The organism is Frigoribacterium sp. Leaf263 (assembly GCF_001422285.1).
GTDB lineage: Bacteria > Actinomycetota > Actinomycetes > Actinomycetales > Microbacteriaceae > Frigoribacterium.
Genome location: NZ_LMMO01000003.1, coordinates 325,004 through 339,824, shown reverse-complemented (window position 1 = coordinate 339,824; position 14,821 = coordinate 325,004). Strand labels below are relative to the sequence as shown.

Genomic DNA, 14,821 nt, shown 5'->3' with positions numbered 1-14,821 from the left:
CCCTCCCCCGACAGACGCTCCCGACCCGGGCGGCCGTCACAGGGTGTAGCGGTACCCCCCGGAGGCGCGGGTCTCCGCGGCGAGCGCCGCACCCCGTCGATCGTCGTCGACCTCGAGACCGCGCAGATGCCGTGACACCGCGCGCGCCGACTCCCGGCAGTAGTCGACGGCCAGGCGACGCTCGGCGTCCGAGTCGACCCGCCCCTCCTGCAGGGCCGTCGACGCGCGCGACAGGACCGCCGTCTGGGCGTAGATGCCGCTCGCCGCGTCCGCGAGGCGCTTCTGCACGAGCTGCTTCTCCTGGACCCTCTTGCCGTGGCGACGGAGGGCGCCCTCCGCACGCTCGCGCAGCCGCGAGACCTGCTCGCCGAGCTCGGCGGCCGGCTTGGCCAGCGAGGGATGCACGCCGACCGGCCGGTCGGGGCGGATCCTCCGCTGCACCCGCCCGGCCACGTAAGGCGCGAGCACGCCGAGGGCGCGGCCCGGGGCTCCGATGCTCAACGACGCCACGTCGGGCAGCTCGTCGCTGAGCGACTTGAGGCCGTTCAGCGCCACGAAGGCCCGCAGGACGTCGTTGGCGCCCTCGAAGATCGGGAAGATGCGGAAGTCCCGGAGCGCCTTCGCCAGCGGGTGGCCCTCCATGTACGCCTCGCCGCCGTGCAGCTGGACCGCGCGGTTCAGCGCGTACCACCCGGTGTCGCTGGCGGCGACCTTCGTCATGGCCGACTCGAGGGCGAAGTCGGTGTCGCCGCGGTCGACGAGACCCGTGGTGAGATACGACATCGACTCGACGCCGTAGATCTGGCGCGTCATCCAGGCGAGCTTGTCGCCGACCATCTCGAAGTCCGCGAGCGGTCTGCCGAACTGACGACGCGCCTCCGTGTGCTCGAGGCTCAGCTCGAGGAACCTCTTCATGCCGCCCGCGATGGCCGTCCCCATCGACATGCGCCCGTTGTTGAGCGTGTTGACCGCGATGCGGAAGCCGTCGCCGGGCTCGCCGAGCAGGTTCTCGGCCGGCACGCGGACGTCGGTGAACCGGACGCGCTGCAGGCGATTGGCCTTGAGGCCGTGCGTCTCGAACCGCGGCCCCGTGCTGAGCCCGTCCATCCCCTTCTCGACGATCAGCGCGACGTGCCCCAGGTCGCTCTGCGCGAAGACCGTCAGCACGTCGCCGTCGCCGTTGCCGATCCAGCGCTTCTCGCCGTTCAGCAGCCAGCTGCCGTCGCTCTGCCGCTCCGCCCGGGTCTCGAGCGCGTAGGCGTCGCTGCCCACGTTGGGCTCCGTCAGGACGAAGGCGGCGAGCTTCCGACCGCTGGCCAGGTCGGGCAGCCAGCGGGCCTTCTGATCGTCGGTGCCGAAGAGGTGGAGGGGCTTCGTGCCGATGGACTGGTGGACGCCCATGACCGTGGCGAGCGTGCCGTCGACTCGACCGAACTCCTCGTAGACCCGGCAGTACGCGCTCTGTCCGAGACCCAGCCCGCCGTACTCCTCCGAGACGAACAGGCCCATGAGCCCGCGCTCGCCGAGCTCGCGGACGAGATCGTCGCCGATCCACCCGTCGCGTTCCGCCTTCAAGGGGTCGTAGCCGGACAGGACCTCGCGCGCCGAGGCCGAGATCGTCTCGACCTTCTTCTTCTCGTCGGCGGACATCTGCGGATAGGGCAGGACGAGCTCCGAGGCGATGCGCCCCGCGAACATCGACTTGGTGAAGGAGGGACGGATGGTCCGATCGACGCTGGTCATGCTCAGGGATGCTGCTCGACTCGACGGGACGCGCCAAGTCGCTTGTGCGACATCCACGAAGACGGGCGTGGCACCGCGCGACCGACTTGTCGGGTTGCGCGAAGCCGGCCCCGACGACCTGGCAAGGTTGTCCCCATGTCCCGCATCATCTCCGGCTTCGCCGACAACCTCACGCTCGTCGTCCCGAAGGTCGGCACGAGGCCTACGAGTGACCGCGTGCGGGAGGCCCTCTTCTCGTCGCTCGACGCCCGCGACGAGATCCGAGGGCGAGCCGTGCTCGACCTCTACGCCGGGACGGGCGGGCTGGGGCTCGAGGCGGCCTCGCGCGGGGCCGCGTCGGTCACGCTCGTCGAGAAGTCACCCGCCGCCGCCAAGGTGCTGCGCCGGAACGCCGACGCGGTGCTCGCACGGGCGCCGAAGCCGCCCCGAGGCGCGCCGCCGCGCGTCGACCTCGTGGTGCAGTCGGTGCGGTCGTTCCTCACCGGCTCGGGCGCCCTCGTCGACCTGGTCTTCTTCGACCCGCCGTACGAGCTCACGACGGACGAGCTGGCCGACGATCTGTCGGCTCTCGTCCCGCTCCTCGCACCCGAGGCCCTCGTGGTCGTCGAGCGGGCGAGCCGCGACGGCGCGCCCCGCTGGCCCGACGGACTGAGCCTCGACGTCAAGAAGCAGTACGGCGACACGACCGTCTGGTTCGCCGTCCGCGACTGACCCGCGAGAGGCCGTCCGGGGCGACGGACGGCGTCAGCCGCGGTCTCCGGACCACCGGCGGTACGGGTCCCAGCCCCCGGTCGCACCGGGATCGACACCGTCGACCGTGACCGGCGGCGAGCCCGGATCGGCTGCGCGGACCGTTCCGATCGCGCGGAATCCTCCCGGCAGGAGGGAGTCCGGCGGGAACGTCGCGAACAGCGAGTGATCCTCGCCGCCGGAGAGGGCGGCCGTCGGGTCGGCGCCGAGCGACCCGGAGTCGAGGTCGATCACGACGCCGCTCGCCCGGGCCACCCGACCCGCGTCGAGGGCCAGACCGTCGGACAGATCGAGCATCGCGGTCGCACCGGCCCGCGCGGCCAGGGGTCCGTCGGCCACGGGCGGGGTGGGCGCCAGCTGCCAGCCGACATCGGGATCGCGTCCGCGCAGACCCGCTGCGGCCACCGCGTCGGGCGCGCCGTCGTGATCGACGCCGAGGCGGAACAGGAGCGCCAGCCCCCGAGCCGCCCGTCCGAGCGGACCCGAGACGGCCACGACGTCACCCGCGGACGCCCCGTCGCGGGTGACGGGACGACGCCCTTCGAGATCGCCGAAGGCCGTCACGGCGATCGTCAGCGTCGCCGAGACCGACAGATCGCCGCCGACCACGCCGCAGCCCGGCGCCATCACGGCGCACGCGTCGCGCAGCCCGTCGGCCAGGGCCTCGAGGTCGGCCACCGGGGTCTCCCCCGGCACCGCGAGCGCGACGACGAGCGCCGTCGGCACCGCTCCCATCGCGGCGACGTCGGCGAGGTTCGAGGCGGCGGCCTTCCAGCCGAGGTCGTACGGCGACGACCAGGCCAGACGGAAGTCGGGGCCGTGCACCATCAGATCCGTCGTCACGACGAAGCGGCCGTCGGGCGCCGACACGACGGCGGCGTCGTCGCCCGGTCCGAGGTCCGTGCGCGAGCCTCGGGGCAGTCGGGGCAGGATGCGCGCGAGCGTCTCGAGCTCACCGGCCCCCTGCACCGTCACGGGTGGTTCGACGTCGACCGACGTGGCGGGGTGCTCCATGGAGACGACGGTAGCCTGAACAGCGTGCCCAGCCCGACCAGGCGACCCCGTCGCCGCCTCCTCAGCCTGCTCGCCGCCGGCGCCGTGGTCGTACCCGCGCTCGCCGGCTGCACGGCCGCCGTGCCCCTGACCGCCGCGGCCGACGCGAACGACCCGGCCTGCGCCCAGGTGACGGTGCACCTCCCCGAGAAGGTCGGCCCCGAGAGCGCGCCCTACGAGCGCCGTGAGACCGACGCCCAGGCCACCGGTGCGTGGGGCACGCCGAGTCAGGTGCTGCTGCGATGCGGCGTCGAGGCTCCCGCCGTCTCGGATCTGCCGTGCTACCCGGTCAGCGGCGTCGACTGGCTCGCCGACCAGGATTCCGACGACCCGGACACCTACGTCTTCACGACCTACGGGCGGACCCCCGCCGTCCAGGTCGTCGTCACGGCCGAGGCGGGCAGCAGCGCGCTGTTCGACCTGGCGGACGCGGTGGGGTACCTGCCGAACGACGGCCGCGGCTGCGTCGGCGTCGAGGACCTCCCCGGCACCGAGGCGACGCCGGCCCCCTGAGTCGGCCCGCGCCTCCTCGGCTCCGGTCTCGGCTGCGCTCTCAGCGCTCGGTCTCGAGGCCCAGTTCGATCAGCTCGGTGATGAGCTCGCGGTAGCTGAGGCCGCTGGCGAGCCAGCAGGCCGGGAACATCGAGATGGGCGTGAAGCCGGGCATCGTGTTGATCTCGTTGATCACCCAGCCGTCGTCGGTCAGGAAGAAGTCGACCCGCGACAGGCCCGTGCCGTCGACGGCCTCGAAGGCGAGAGCGGCGAGGCGCTGCATCTCGGCCAGGTCGTCTGCCGCGAGCTCGGCCGGGCAGACGAGGTCGGCGCCCGGCGCACCGAGGTACTTGGACTCGAAGTCGTAGAAGGTCTCGCCGCCGAGGACGATCTCGCCGCCCACGGACGTGCGCGGAGCACCCCCGTCGCGGCCGCCGAGCACGGCGCACTCGATCTCGCGGCCGACGACCGCGGCCTCGACGAGCACCTTGCCGTCTTCTGCCAGACCGACCTCCATCGCGGCGGCGAGACCGGCCTCGGAGTCGACCCGGGACACCCCGACGCTCGACCCCGCACGCGCGGGCTTGACGAACACCGGGAAGCCGAGATCGGCGACGTCGGCCGTCACCTGGGCGGGGTCGTCCTGCCAGGCCCGCCGGCGGACGGTGCGCCACGGGGCCACGGCGATGCCGGCCGCCTGGAGCACCGTCTTGGTGAAGTGCTTGTCCATGCCCACCGAGGAGGCGAGCAGACCGGCCCCGACGTACGGCAGGCCCACGAGCTCGAGGAGGCCCTGGACGGTGCCGTCCTCGCCGAACCGGCCGTGGAGGATCGGGAACACGACATCGACCGCGCCGAGCAGGCGCACGCTGCCGTCGGGTTCGACGACCGAGAGCTCGCGACTCGAGGTCGACTCCGGCCAGTGCACCCGCGTGCCGTTGTCGACGACGCCCGGGAGGGAGTCGGCGGAGAGCGAGAAGGCCCCGGCGTCGTCGGGCTGCAGGGTGAAGGCGCCGTCCCGGGTGATGCCGACGGGGACGACGTCGTACCGATCACGGTCGATCGCGGACAGCACGCCGCCGGCGGTCGCGCAGCTGATGGCGTGCTCGCTCGACCGCCCGCCGAAGAGGACGACGACGGTCTGCTTGTGCCCGGCGGGGGCTGAGACGGCCGTCGTGGCCCCGGTCTCTGCGGGGCTCGTCGGATCGATGCTCATCGGGGTCCCTCTCGGGTGGTCGGCGGGCGCGGGCCCCGGCGTCGCGCCGCACCGGGGGCGCGCCGTCGACCGGAGGTCACTCGCCCTGGGGCTCGCTGGTCTCGGTGAGGTGCGGAGCGATGTTCCGCGGGTCAAGCGTACCGGCGAGCACCTCGGCCACCTGCTGCACGATGGGCATGTCGACGCCGCGGCTGCGGGCGAGCTCGAGGATGGGCGCGACCGACGCGAGGCCCTCGGCGGTCTGGTTCATCTGACGGACGACGTCGCCGAACGCGTACCCCTGCCCCAGGAGGCGTCCCGCCGTGTTGTTGCGCGACAGCGGGGACTCGCAGGTGGCGATGAGGTCGCCGAGCCCGGCGAGCCCGGCGAGCGTCTCGGCCTTGGCCCCGAACGAGACGGCGAAGGCCGTCATCTCGGCCAACCCGCGGGTGATGATCGAGGCCTTGGTGTTCTCTCCGTAGCCGACCCCGTCGACGATGCCGATGGCGACCGCGATGAGGTTCTTGAGCACTCCCCCGAACTCCGTGCCGATGACGTCGGTGTTGACGAACGAGCGGAAGTACGGGTTGGTGGCCGTGGCCGCCACGAGGGTCGCGGTCTCGAGGCTGTGCGACGACACCACGGCCGCCGTCGGCTGCCTCTTGGCGATCTCGAGGGCGAGGTTCGGGCCGGACGCGACGGCGATGAGGGACCTGTCGACGTCGAGCTCGCTCTCGATCACCTGGCTCATCCGGAGACCGGTCGCCTTCTCGACGCCCTTCATGAGGCTGACGACGGGGACGCCGTGCGGGACGAGCGAGCGGATGGCCGTGAGGTTGTCGCGCAGCGTCTGACTCGGGACCGAGAGGTAGACCTGCTCGGCGCCGTCGAGGGCGGTCGCGACGTCGGACGACGCCACGAGCGTGCGGGGGAGGTTGATGCCCGGCAGGTAGTCCGTGTTGCGCTTGCTCTCGGTGATCTCGCGAGCAACCTCGGGCCGCCGCGCCCAGAGCGTGACGTCGGCGCCGCCCTCCGCCAGGACCTTGGCGAAGGTGGTGCCCCAGCTGCCCGACCCGAGCACGGCGACCCGGCGCGGGACGGACTCGCGCATGACGATCGAGATCGCCTCGGTCGTCACGGCGCCCTCCCCGAGGGCCTCGATGGCGCCTTCGCGCGATTCCGAGCTACTCAAAGCTGCCTGTCTCCCTCTGCTCGTTCTTGGACGGGTTCCATCGTTGGGCGGGCGCCTCCTCGTGGCGGATCCGCTCGAGGAGGGCGGTGATCGACTCCATGACGAGCGCCGTGGCCTCGGTCATGGACGCCTGATCGAGGGGCCTGTCGCGGTACGGCGAGAGGTCGACGGGATCGCCGACGATCACGGTGATGCGCTTCCGGGGGAACGGCCTGAGCTTCGACGAGTACCGCCCCATGAGCTCCTGGCTGCCCCAGTGGGCGACGGGGATGATCGGCACGCCGGCCGCCAGCGCCAGTCGCACCGCACCGCTCTTGCCCTTCATGGGCCAGAGGTCGGGATCGCGGGTCAGGGTGCCCTCGGGGTAGACGATGACGCCGCCGCCGACGGCCGTCAGCCGGCCGGCGGCGCCCAACGGATCGCTGTCATGGGTGCGCCCCGCGCGCTCGACGGGGATGTGACCCATGGCGTGCATCAGCCGGCCGAAGATCGGCACCCGGAAGAGAGAGGCCTTCGCCATGAACCGGGGCAGACGACCGAAGCGCCACATCACGCGGCCGACCACGACGGGGTCGATGTTGGTGATGTGGTTCGGCGTCAGCACGAACGAGCCCGACGCGGGCAGCTTGTGCCCGTCGACGACGTCGATCTTGGCCATCAGGTCGAACAGCGGCGCCGCCGGAGTCGCGAGGACCCGGAGGACCGCGCCCTTCTCTCGGCGGCGCTCACCCGGGCCGACCGGGACGACGGGGGCGTCGGGGTCGCCGTGGGGTGCCACGCGGGGATCAGCCCTTGAAGTCGAAGTCGGCGCCCAGCTTGCGGAGCTTCGCGATGAAGTGCTCGTAACCGCGACTGATGATGCCGACGTTGCTGATCTTCGACTCGCCCTCGGCGGTCAGCGCGGCGATCAGGTGGCTGAAGCCGCCCCGCAGATCGGGGACGCGGATGTCGGCCCCGTGCAGCGCCGTCGGGCCGTTGATGACCGCGGCCTGCTCGAACTCACGACGGGCGACGCGTCGGTCGTGACCGGGGAGTCCGTCTTTGTGCACCGTGATGTCGGCGCCCATGTCGTTGAGCGCCTCGGTGAACTGGAAGCGGTTCTCGTAGACGGTCTCGTGCACGATCGACGTGCCCTGCGCCTGCGTGAGGGCCACGATGAGCGGCTGCTGCCAGTCGGTCATGAAGCCGGGGTGGACGTCGGTCTCGACGACGACCGGCTTGAGGTCGCCACCGGGGTGGAAGAAGCGGATGCCGTCCTCGTGGACGTCGAAGTCGCCGCCGACCTTGCGGAAGACGTTGAGGAACGTCATCAGGTCCTTCTGGTCGGCGCCCTCGACGAAGATGTCGCCCTTGGTGGCCAGGGCCGCGGCGGCCCAGCTGGCGGCCTCGTTGCGGTCGTTGATCGCGCGGTGCGTGTACCCGCGGAGCTTCTCGACGCCCTCGATGAAGATCACGCGGTTCGGCTCGACGGAGACGATCGCGCCCATCTTCTGGAGGATGGCGATGAGGTCCATGATCTCGGGCTCGATGGCCGCGTTGCGCAGCTCGGTCACGCCGGTCGCGAGGACCGCCGTGAGCAGGACCTGCTCGGTCGCCCCGACGCTCGGGTAGGGCAGCTCGATGTTCGCACCGGCGAGACCGTTCGGCGCGGTGAGGTGGATGCCGTTGTACGACTTGTCGACGACGGCGCCGAAGGCGCGGAGGGCGTCGAGGTGGAAGTCGATCGGGCGGTCGCCGATGCGGCACCCTCCGAGATCGGGGATGAAGGCCTCGCCGAGGCGGTGCAGCAGCGGGCCGCAGAAGAGGATCGGGATGCGGCTCGAGCCGGCATGCGCGTCGATCTCGGCGAAGTGGGCCGACTCGACGTTCGACGGGTCGAGGATCATCTCGCCGCGAGCGGGGTCGGTGATGCGGACGCCGTGGACGGAGAGCAGCCCGCGGACGACGTTGACGTCGCTGATGTCGGGCACATCGCGCAGGATGCTCGGAGTATCGCCCAGGAGGGCCGCGACCATGGCCTTGGTCGCCAGGTTCTTGGCGCCGCGCACCTCGATGCGACCGATCAGCGGCTTGCCGCCGCGGATGACGATCTCGTCGGACTTGAGGCCCACACGGGCCCCGGCTGCTGCTGCGTCTTGGATGAGCGAGTTCACTTACTTCACCGGCAATGTCTTCGGGCGCCAGGCGGCGCGGCGGGATTCGAATTCTGTGATGGCCGCTTCGTCGCGGAGGGTCAGGCCGATGTCGTCCAGGCCTTCGAGGAGTCGCCACTTAGTGTAAGCATCGACCTCGAACGGGACTGACAGGTCGCCGAGCGTGGCGCGTTGCGACGCGAGGTCGACCGTGATCTCGACCCCGGGCGAGGCCTCGACCGCGGCCCACAGGCGCTCGATGTCGTCTTCGGCGACCATGGCGGCGAGGAGCCCCTGCTTGCCCGAGTTGCCGCGGAAGATGTCACCGAAGCGGGCGCTCAGGACGACGTCGAAGCCGAAGTCGCGGAGGGCCCAGACGGCGTGCTCGCGGCTCGAGCCCGTGCCGAAGTCCGGCCCGGCGATCAGGACGCGGGCGCCCTGGTACTCGGGTCGGTTGAGGACGAAGTCGGGGTCTTGACGGGCGGAGAAGAACAGGGCGTCTTCGAATCCCGTCTTCGTCACCCGCTTGAGGAACTCGGCCGGGATGATCTGGTCGGTGTCGACGTTCGACCGCTTCAGCGGCGCCGCCACCCCGGTGACGGTGGTGAACTTCTCCATCAGAGCGCGCCTCCTGCGGGGGTGCCGGTCAGGCGTTCGGCGAGGGCGTCGCCGATCGGGGTGTCGGAGGCGAGATCCCACGGGGACGACAGCGTGCCGCGGACGGCGGTCGCCGCCGCGACGAGCGGCGAGACCAGGTGGGTGCGACCGCCCTTGCCCTGCCGCCCCTCGAAGTTGCGGTTCGAGGTCGACGCGCAGCGCTCGCCCGGGGCCAGCTGGTCGGGGTTCATGCCGAGGCACATCGAGCAGCCGGCGAATCGCCACTCGGCCCCGAAGTCGGTGAACACCTTGTCGAGACCCTCGGCCTCGGCCTCGAGCCGCACCCGCGCGGACCCCGGCACCACCATCACCCGCACGCCCTCGGCCTTCGTGCGCCCGCGGATGATCGAGGCGAAGGCGCGCAGGTCCTCGATGCGGCTGTTCGTGCACGACCCCATGAAGACGGCGTCGACGGCGATGTCCTTCATGGCCGTGCCGGCCTCGAGGGCCATGTACTCGAGGGCCCGCGATGCCGCGGCGCGCTCGTTCGGGTCGACGATCGCCGCCGGGTCGGGCACGGAGTCGCTCAGCGAGACGCCCTGACCCGGGTTCGTGCCCCAGGTGACGAACGGCTCGAGCTCGTCGGCGTCGAGGAAGATCTCGGCGTCGAAGACGGCGTCGTCGTCGGTCGGGAGGGTGTCCCAGTAGGCCACCGCGTCGTCCCAGTCGGCCCCCTCGGGGGCGTGCTGGCGACCCCGGAGGTAGTCGTAGGTGGTCTGGTCGGGGGCGACCATGCCCGCGCGGGCGCCGGCCTCGATGGACATGTTGCAGATCGTCATCCGCCCCTCCATCGAGAGGGAGCGGATCGCGCTGCCGCGGTACTCGAGCACGTAGCCCTGACCGCCGCCCGTGCCGATCTGGGCGATGACGGCCAGGATGATGTCCTTCGCCGTGACACCGGGCCGGAGGGTGCCCTCGACCGTCACCGCCATCGTCTTGAAGGGCTTGAGGGGCAGGGTCTGCGTCGCCATGACGTGCTCGACCTCGCTCGTGCCGATGCCGAACGCCATGGCGCCGAAGGCCCCGTGCGTCGAGGTGTGCGAGTCGCCGCAGACCACGGTGATGCCGGGCATCGTCAGGCCCAGCTGCGGGCCGACGACGTGGACGATGCCCTGCTCGGCATCGCCGAGAGGGTGCAGACGCACGCCGAACTCGGCCGTGTTGCGGCGCAGGGTCTCGATCTGCGTGCGGCTGGTCAGATCGGCGATCGGCCGGTCGATCGCCAGCGTGGGCGTGTTGTGGTCTTCGGTCGCGATCGTCAGATCGGTGCGACGCAGCGGCCGCCCGGCCTGACGGAGGCCGTCGAAGGCCTGCGGGCTCGTGACCTCGTGGACGAGGTGGAGATCGATGTAGAGAAGGTCGGGGGCGCCGTCTTCGCCCTTGACGACCACGTGGTCGTCCCATACTTTCTCGGCCAGCGTTCTACCCACGGGCCCACCTCTCTCGATGTCTGCTGCTCGGATGATCGTCGAAGTCTACGCCAGCGTCGGGCGCGGGTCCTCGGTCTCGGGGGGCAACGCGCGGGGCCGGTCCGCCCATTCCCGGCGGACGGGCGAGCACCGACGCGGCCGGCTCCGAATACCATGACGGCAGTCGTCGGACGCACCGGCGGTGCCGCTCGACGAGGAGGTCGACCCGCTCGTGTCCGACCCCCTGCCCGTCCCCGCGCGCGACCCGGCGCGACGGCTGCGCGCCGTCCGCGGTCGACGCGCTCCGCGCCTCCTCGGGGGCTACCTGGCGCTGCTCGTCGCCACGGCCATCGTGCTGGTCGCGGGGTGGGCGGCCGACCCCGAGTACGGCGCGGAGCCGCCGTGGCGCGGACTCGTCGTCGACGACCTGCGCTCGGCGCCGGGCGAGACCCTCTGGTCGCTCGACCTCGCGGCGCTGCTGGCCCCCGAGGCGCCCGCGCACTGCGTGCACCTCTGGCCGTCCCCCGCCGAGTCCGGTCTCGTCGCCGTCACCACCTCGATCGACCTCGACCTCGAAGCCGACGTGGACCTCCGCGCCGACGATCTCGCGGAGGCCGCCGAGTGCCGCACCGCCGCGTTCGCCCACGACACGAGCCGCGTCGCCCTCGTCGACGTCCGGACGGGACTCGCCCTCTGGGTGCACGACCTCGTCGAGGACGTCCCCGACGCCGACCCGACGAGCATCCCGTCGGCCCAGGTGGTGCCGGCGGCGGGCCGCGTGCTCGTGCAGACGCAGTCCGACCGGGGGCTCGTCCAGGCGGCGCTGGCGCTCGACGACGGACGCCACCTCGAGACCGCCCGCGAACGCCGCGACCTGCCGAGCGTCAGCGTCGCCACGCTCGGCCGCCTCCAGCTGCGCTCGGCGGCGGCCGCGGTCGGCGACCCCGACGCCTACGCGCTCGTCGACGCCGCCGCGCTGACCGTGCCGGTCTGGCGCGGGTCGGCGGATCGGGGCCGCACCCCCCTGCTGGTGCCCGGCGCCCTCGTCGTGCCCATCGAGGGACGCTCGATCAGGGTCGACGGGCGCACCGGCGAGATGACGCCGTACCGATCGAGTCCCGATCTGGTGGCGGCCGGCTCACCGGCACCGGGCGGCGACGACGATCTGTTCGCCGTGCGCTCCGGCCCGGGCGGCCGCGTCGTCTCGGCGCTCGACCGCGACGGCGCCGCCCGATGGGCGCGCCCCCTCGACGCCCGCTCGATCGCCGCGACGCGCGGGTGCCTGCTCGTGACCTCCGACGACGACACGACGACGTGCCTGCGGCCCTCCGACGGCACGACGCGCTGGTCCGTCGACGGTGCGGCCACGACGGCCCGCGGGGTGCCCGGCCAGGTGTCCGACGACGTCTACGGCATCGCCCGTCGCGACGGTCGACCGCGGCTCACGGCGCTCGACGGCCTCACCGGGCGGTCGGTGTTCGACGTGCCCGCGGGTGATCTCGAGACGGTCGTGGCGGCCTCGCGCACCGTCGTCTACCTGGCGATGGGCTCCTCGCCGCAGAGCAGGGCCGTGGCCGCCCACGACGCCGCCTCGGGGCGCCCGCTCTGGACGCTCCGTTCGGCCGGCAGCGTCTCGTTCTGGGGCGGGGCGCTCGTCGAGGTCGACGGGGTGGGCGTCGCTCGACGGCTCGGCGGCGGTCAGCGGATCGGGGCGACCTCATGATCCGGCCGCCCGACCGGCGAGCCGAGGAGGCGCGCGCCGGCGCCCGACGGACGTCCCGTCGACCGAGCGGTCGCCTCCGTTCGCGCTGGCACCGCGCCTCCTCGGCCCGCCGCATCGCGACCGCCTACCTCGTCGGCGTGATCGTCACCGTCGTCGTGATCGTCGCGCTCGTGCCCGGGCAGCCGCGGTACGGGGCGGACCCGCCGTGGCGCGGCGTCGCGGTGGACGACCTGCGGGAGGCCCCGACGGCCACCGGCTGGTCGATCGACCTCGGTGCCGCGCTCGCGCCCGGGACGCCGGCGGAGTGCCTGCGGTTCCGGGACGAGCCGATCGACGATCGTCGGGTGCTGCTGCGCGCGGCCGGCGCGTGGACCTACGGCTTCGCCAACGACGGCGACTGCGGCGGGGCCACGGCGGGCGTGGGCACTCGACTGGCGTCGTTCGACACCGACCTCGGGCGCGTGCTGTGGGTGTACGACGTGGCCGACGACCTCCAGGCGCTCGGGCTGCGGGGCCCGGTGGAGCTCGCGTCGGCCACGGTCGTCGACGACGCCCGCATCGTCGTGGTGCGGGCCCGGGCGGGCGGCCAGACGGTCCTCGTCACCCTCGACGCGACCACCGGTGAGCTGAGGCAGCGGACGGCGCCGGTGACGACGGTCGACTCGGAGCAGTTCCAGACGGCGGGCCGGACGGTGATGACCGGCGGGCAGACGGCCGAGGGCGCGACGTTCGCGTTCCAGCTGCGCGACGTCCGCGATCTCGACCTCGTGCTCTGGGCCGGCCCCGGGAGTCTCGAGGGCCAGGCCCTCGCTCTGCCGGACCGCCTCGTGGTCGCCCGCCCGGGAGGCACGGTACAGGTCGGACTCGACGGTCGCGAGACCCCGTGGCGCGGGGACCTCGCCGCGCTCGGGGGCTACGTCGCCCGCCCGGACTCGATCGTGGGGCCGGTCCGCGGCGTCGACCGGGGCTTCGCCGCCGTCGACTTCGACGGACGGCCGCTCTGGAGCTCCACCCCGGCGGCGTCGGGCTCGTACTCGACGTCGCGGACGTGCCTCACCGTCACCGATCTGAGCGACGACCAGCTCAGCTGCGTCGACTGGAGCACCGGGGAGGTGCGGTGGTCGAGGCCGGCGGACGGGGCCTCGAGCGCCGACGGGCTGCCCGGGCAGACCGACGACACGGTGTACGCCACCGTCACCGCACCCGGCGCCGGCCCGCAGTCGGTCGTCGCCCTCGACGGCGAGACCGGGGCCGCCCGCGCGACCATCGCCCTGCCGGACGGCGCGGTGGTGGTCGCCGCGTCGCGCACCGTCGGGTACGCCCTCGCCTTCGGCAGCTCGGGCGGGCGCTCGACCCTCGTCGGGTTCGACCTCGCGACGGGCGAGACGCTGTGGTCGTTCGCGGGTCAGCTGCAGATCGGCACCTGGGCCGGGCGCTTCGTCGAGGTCGACGTGGACGGGGTGGCCCGTCTGCTGGAGGGGACGGCCCGGAACGTCGTGCCCTCGCGGTGACGGACCGAGCGGGCGGCGGTTCTCGGGGGTGCCGGGTGCCGGTGCCGGGTGCCGGCGGCCCGCAGGCGCGGGGAGACGACGAAACCCGCTCAGCCGGAGCTGAGCGGGTTTCGTGGTTGTGACCCCAACGGGATTCGAACCCGTGTTACCGCCGTGAGAGGGCGACGTACTAGGCCGCTATACGATGGGGCCGTATTTGCAACTCGTCGAGTATGCCACAGCTGTCGAGCGCCGCACAAATCGAGCCGACGGCGCGGCGCGAGCCTGAGGCCCCCACGGGGGTGTCCCGTCAGGCACACCCTCGCAGCATCTCGTCCGGGTACACCGACGACTGACGACTCGCCCGCGACGAGCGGCTCGGCGAAGGGTGTCACATCAGTGCCTCCCTCAGGACTCCCGTCCGGGGTTTCGTGGCATCCAGGCGATGACGACATCGTCGAGCACGCACCAGGCAGGAGAAGAGTGATGGCAGACCAGCCCAAGCAGGTCGGGGGCGGACGGAACGTGTTCGGGGACTTCGCCCCGAAGCTCGCCGCCCTCACCGACGACGTCCTCTTCGAGGACGTCTGGAACCGCGCGGAACTGTCCGCACGCGACCGCAGCCTGATCACCGCCGGCGTCGGCCGCTTCGGCACCCGCGACGGTCGGATCATCGACGTCCACCCCGGTCAGACGATCTACACCCCGCCCGGCCAGGAGCACTTCCATGCCGCCGCCCCCGGCGTCTTCATGGAGCACATCGCGATGCTCGAGAACGGCGACGACCCGGCCAGCACCACCACCTGGCTCGAGCACATCACCGACGACGACTTCGCGGGCAGATGAGAAGTGCAGACACGGGCCTGCCGCTCCGTGCCGCTCCTGGACGGTGCGCGACAGGGAAGGAGAATCGATGACCAGCTTCAGCAGCGACACCCTCGCGAGAGTCGCCGAGAGCGACGACTGACCGACACCTCCTCGAGTC

Annotated in this window: 13 protein-coding genes and 1 tRNA gene; 5 read left to right on the top strand and 9 right to left on the bottom strand. The window is 72.4% G+C overall.

The features are described from left to right. Window positions 1–36: 36 nt before the first annotated feature. On the bottom strand, window positions 37–1,743 hold the full coding sequence (locus ASF17_RS05610) for an acyl-CoA dehydrogenase family protein (protein WP_055796343.1): 1,707 nt from the start codon (window positions 1,741–1,743) through the stop codon (window positions 37–39). Between the two features lie 135 nt (window positions 1,744–1,878). Here ASF17_RS05610 and rsmD point away from each other — a divergent pair, with 135 nt between their 5' ends. Next, window positions 1,879–2,454 carry a 16S rRNA (guanine(966)-N(2))-methyltransferase RsmD gene (rsmD, locus tag ASF17_RS05605; protein ID WP_055796340.1) on the top strand — a complete coding sequence of 192 codons (576 nt, stop codon included), beginning with the start codon at window positions 1,879–1,881 and terminating at the stop codon, window positions 2,452–2,454. 33 nt (window positions 2,455–2,487) lie between these two features. Here the strand turns inward: rsmD and thiL are convergent, their stop codons facing one another. Then, on the bottom strand, window positions 2,488–3,507 hold the full coding sequence (gene thiL / locus ASF17_RS05600; protein ID WP_055796336.1) for a thiamine-phosphate kinase: 1,020 nt from the start codon (window positions 3,505–3,507) through the stop codon (window positions 2,488–2,490). A 24-nt stretch (window positions 3,508–3,531) separates the two neighbouring features. Here thiL and ASF17_RS05595 point away from each other — a divergent pair, with 24 nt between their 5' ends. After that, entirely contained in the window at window positions 3,532–4,059 is a 528-nt protein-coding gene (locus tag ASF17_RS05595) for a DUF3515 family protein (RefSeq protein ID WP_055796333.1), read from the top strand. A 40-nt stretch (window positions 4,060–4,099) separates the two neighbouring features. On the opposite strand, the gene ASF17_RS05590 is transcribed toward ASF17_RS05595, so the two are convergent. The 6 genes from ASF17_RS05590 to leuC all read right to left on the bottom strand — a co-directional run bounded on the left by ASF17_RS05590 (window position 4,100) and on the right by leuC (window position 10,644). Then, entirely contained in the window at window positions 4,100–5,254 is a 1,155-nt protein-coding gene (locus ASF17_RS05590) for a D-alanine--D-alanine ligase family protein (RefSeq protein WP_082475094.1), read from the bottom strand. Window positions 5,255–5,330: 76 nt separating this feature from the next. Further along, window positions 5,331–6,344, bottom strand: coding sequence for an NAD(P)H-dependent glycerol-3-phosphate dehydrogenase (locus ASF17_RS05585; protein WP_055798285.1), 1,014 nt, complete (start codon window positions 6,342–6,344; stop codon window positions 5,331–5,333). Between the two features lie 73 nt (window positions 6,345–6,417). Continuing rightward, complete coding sequence (locus tag ASF17_RS05580; RefSeq protein WP_055796330.1) at window positions 6,418–7,203, bottom strand: lysophospholipid acyltransferase family protein; 786 nt, start codon at window positions 7,201–7,203, stop codon at window positions 6,418–6,420. 7 nt (window positions 7,204–7,210) lie between these two features. After that, entirely contained in the window at window positions 7,211–8,578 is a 1,368-nt protein-coding gene (gene murA / locus ASF17_RS05575) for a UDP-N-acetylglucosamine 1-carboxyvinyltransferase (RefSeq protein WP_055796327.1), read from the bottom strand. After that, window positions 8,579–9,175 carry a 3-isopropylmalate dehydratase small subunit gene (leuD, locus tag ASF17_RS05570; protein ID WP_055796326.1) on the bottom strand — a complete coding sequence of 199 codons (597 nt, stop codon included), beginning with the start codon at window positions 9,173–9,175 and terminating at the stop codon, window positions 8,579–8,581. It abuts the gene before it with no gap. Further along, window positions 9,175–10,644: a 3-isopropylmalate dehydratase large subunit gene (gene leuC / locus ASF17_RS05565; protein WP_055796323.1), complete on the bottom strand. Its 1,470-nt coding sequence runs from the start codon at window positions 10,642–10,644 to the stop codon at window positions 9,175–9,177. Before leuC ends, leuD begins: the two co-directional genes overlap by 1 nt. Before the next feature lie 181 nt (window positions 10,645–10,825). Here leuC and ASF17_RS05560 point away from each other — a divergent pair, with 181 nt between their 5' ends. Then, window positions 10,826–12,346: an outer membrane protein assembly factor BamB family protein gene (locus tag ASF17_RS05560; RefSeq protein WP_055796320.1), complete on the top strand. Its 1,521-nt coding sequence runs from the start codon at window positions 10,826–10,828 to the stop codon at window positions 12,344–12,346. Next, a complete protein-coding gene (locus ASF17_RS05555) occupies window positions 12,343–13,857 on the top strand; it encodes a PQQ-binding-like beta-propeller repeat protein (protein WP_055796316.1) in 1,515 nt (504 codons plus the stop codon). Before ASF17_RS05560 ends, ASF17_RS05555 begins: the two co-directional genes overlap by 4 nt. Window positions 13,858–13,976: 119 nt before the next feature. Here the strand turns inward: ASF17_RS05555 and ASF17_RS05550 are convergent. After that, window positions 13,977–14,049, bottom strand: a tRNA-Glu gene (locus tag ASF17_RS05550). Between the two features lie 273 nt (window positions 14,050–14,322). On the opposite strand from ASF17_RS05550, the gene ASF17_RS15240 reads away from it, so the two are divergent. Beyond that, complete coding sequence (locus tag ASF17_RS15240) at window positions 14,323–14,682, top strand: AraC family ligand binding domain-containing protein (RefSeq protein ID WP_082475093.1); 360 nt, start codon at window positions 14,323–14,325, stop codon at window positions 14,680–14,682. Window positions 14,683–14,821: the final 139 nt, after the last annotated feature.

What these genes read in the sequence shown, in the direction of transcription:
- leuD (WP_055796326.1), bottom strand. Translation starts at nt 9,175, where the DNA reads ATGGAGAAGTTCACCACCGTCACCGGGGTGGCGGCGCCGCTGAAGCGG.
- ASF17_RS05610 (WP_055796343.1), bottom strand. Translation starts at nt 1,743, where the DNA reads ATGACCAGCGTCGATCGGACCATCCGTCCCTCCTTCACCAAGTCGATG.
- ASF17_RS15240 (WP_082475093.1), top strand. Translation starts at nt 14,323, where the DNA reads ATGGCAGACCAGCCCAAGCAGGTCGGGGGCGGACGGAACGTGTTCGGG.
- ASF17_RS05590 (WP_082475094.1), bottom strand. Translation starts at nt 5,254, where the DNA reads ATGAGCATCGATCCGACGAGCCCCGCAGAGACCGGGGCCACGACGGCC.
- thiL (WP_055796336.1), bottom strand. Translation starts at nt 3,507, where the DNA reads ATGGAGCACCCCGCCACGTCGGTCGACGTCGAACCACCCGTGACGGTG.
- ASF17_RS05585 (WP_055798285.1), bottom strand. Translation starts at nt 6,344, where the DNA reads ATGCGCGAGTCCGTCCCGCGCCGGGTCGCCGTGCTCGGGTCGGGCAGC.
- ASF17_RS05555 (WP_055796316.1), top strand. Translation starts at nt 12,343, where the DNA reads ATGATCCGGCCGCCCGACCGGCGAGCCGAGGAGGCGCGCGCCGGCGCC.
- rsmD (WP_055796340.1), top strand. Translation starts at nt 1,879, where the DNA reads ATGTCCCGCATCATCTCCGGCTTCGCCGACAACCTCACGCTCGTCGTC.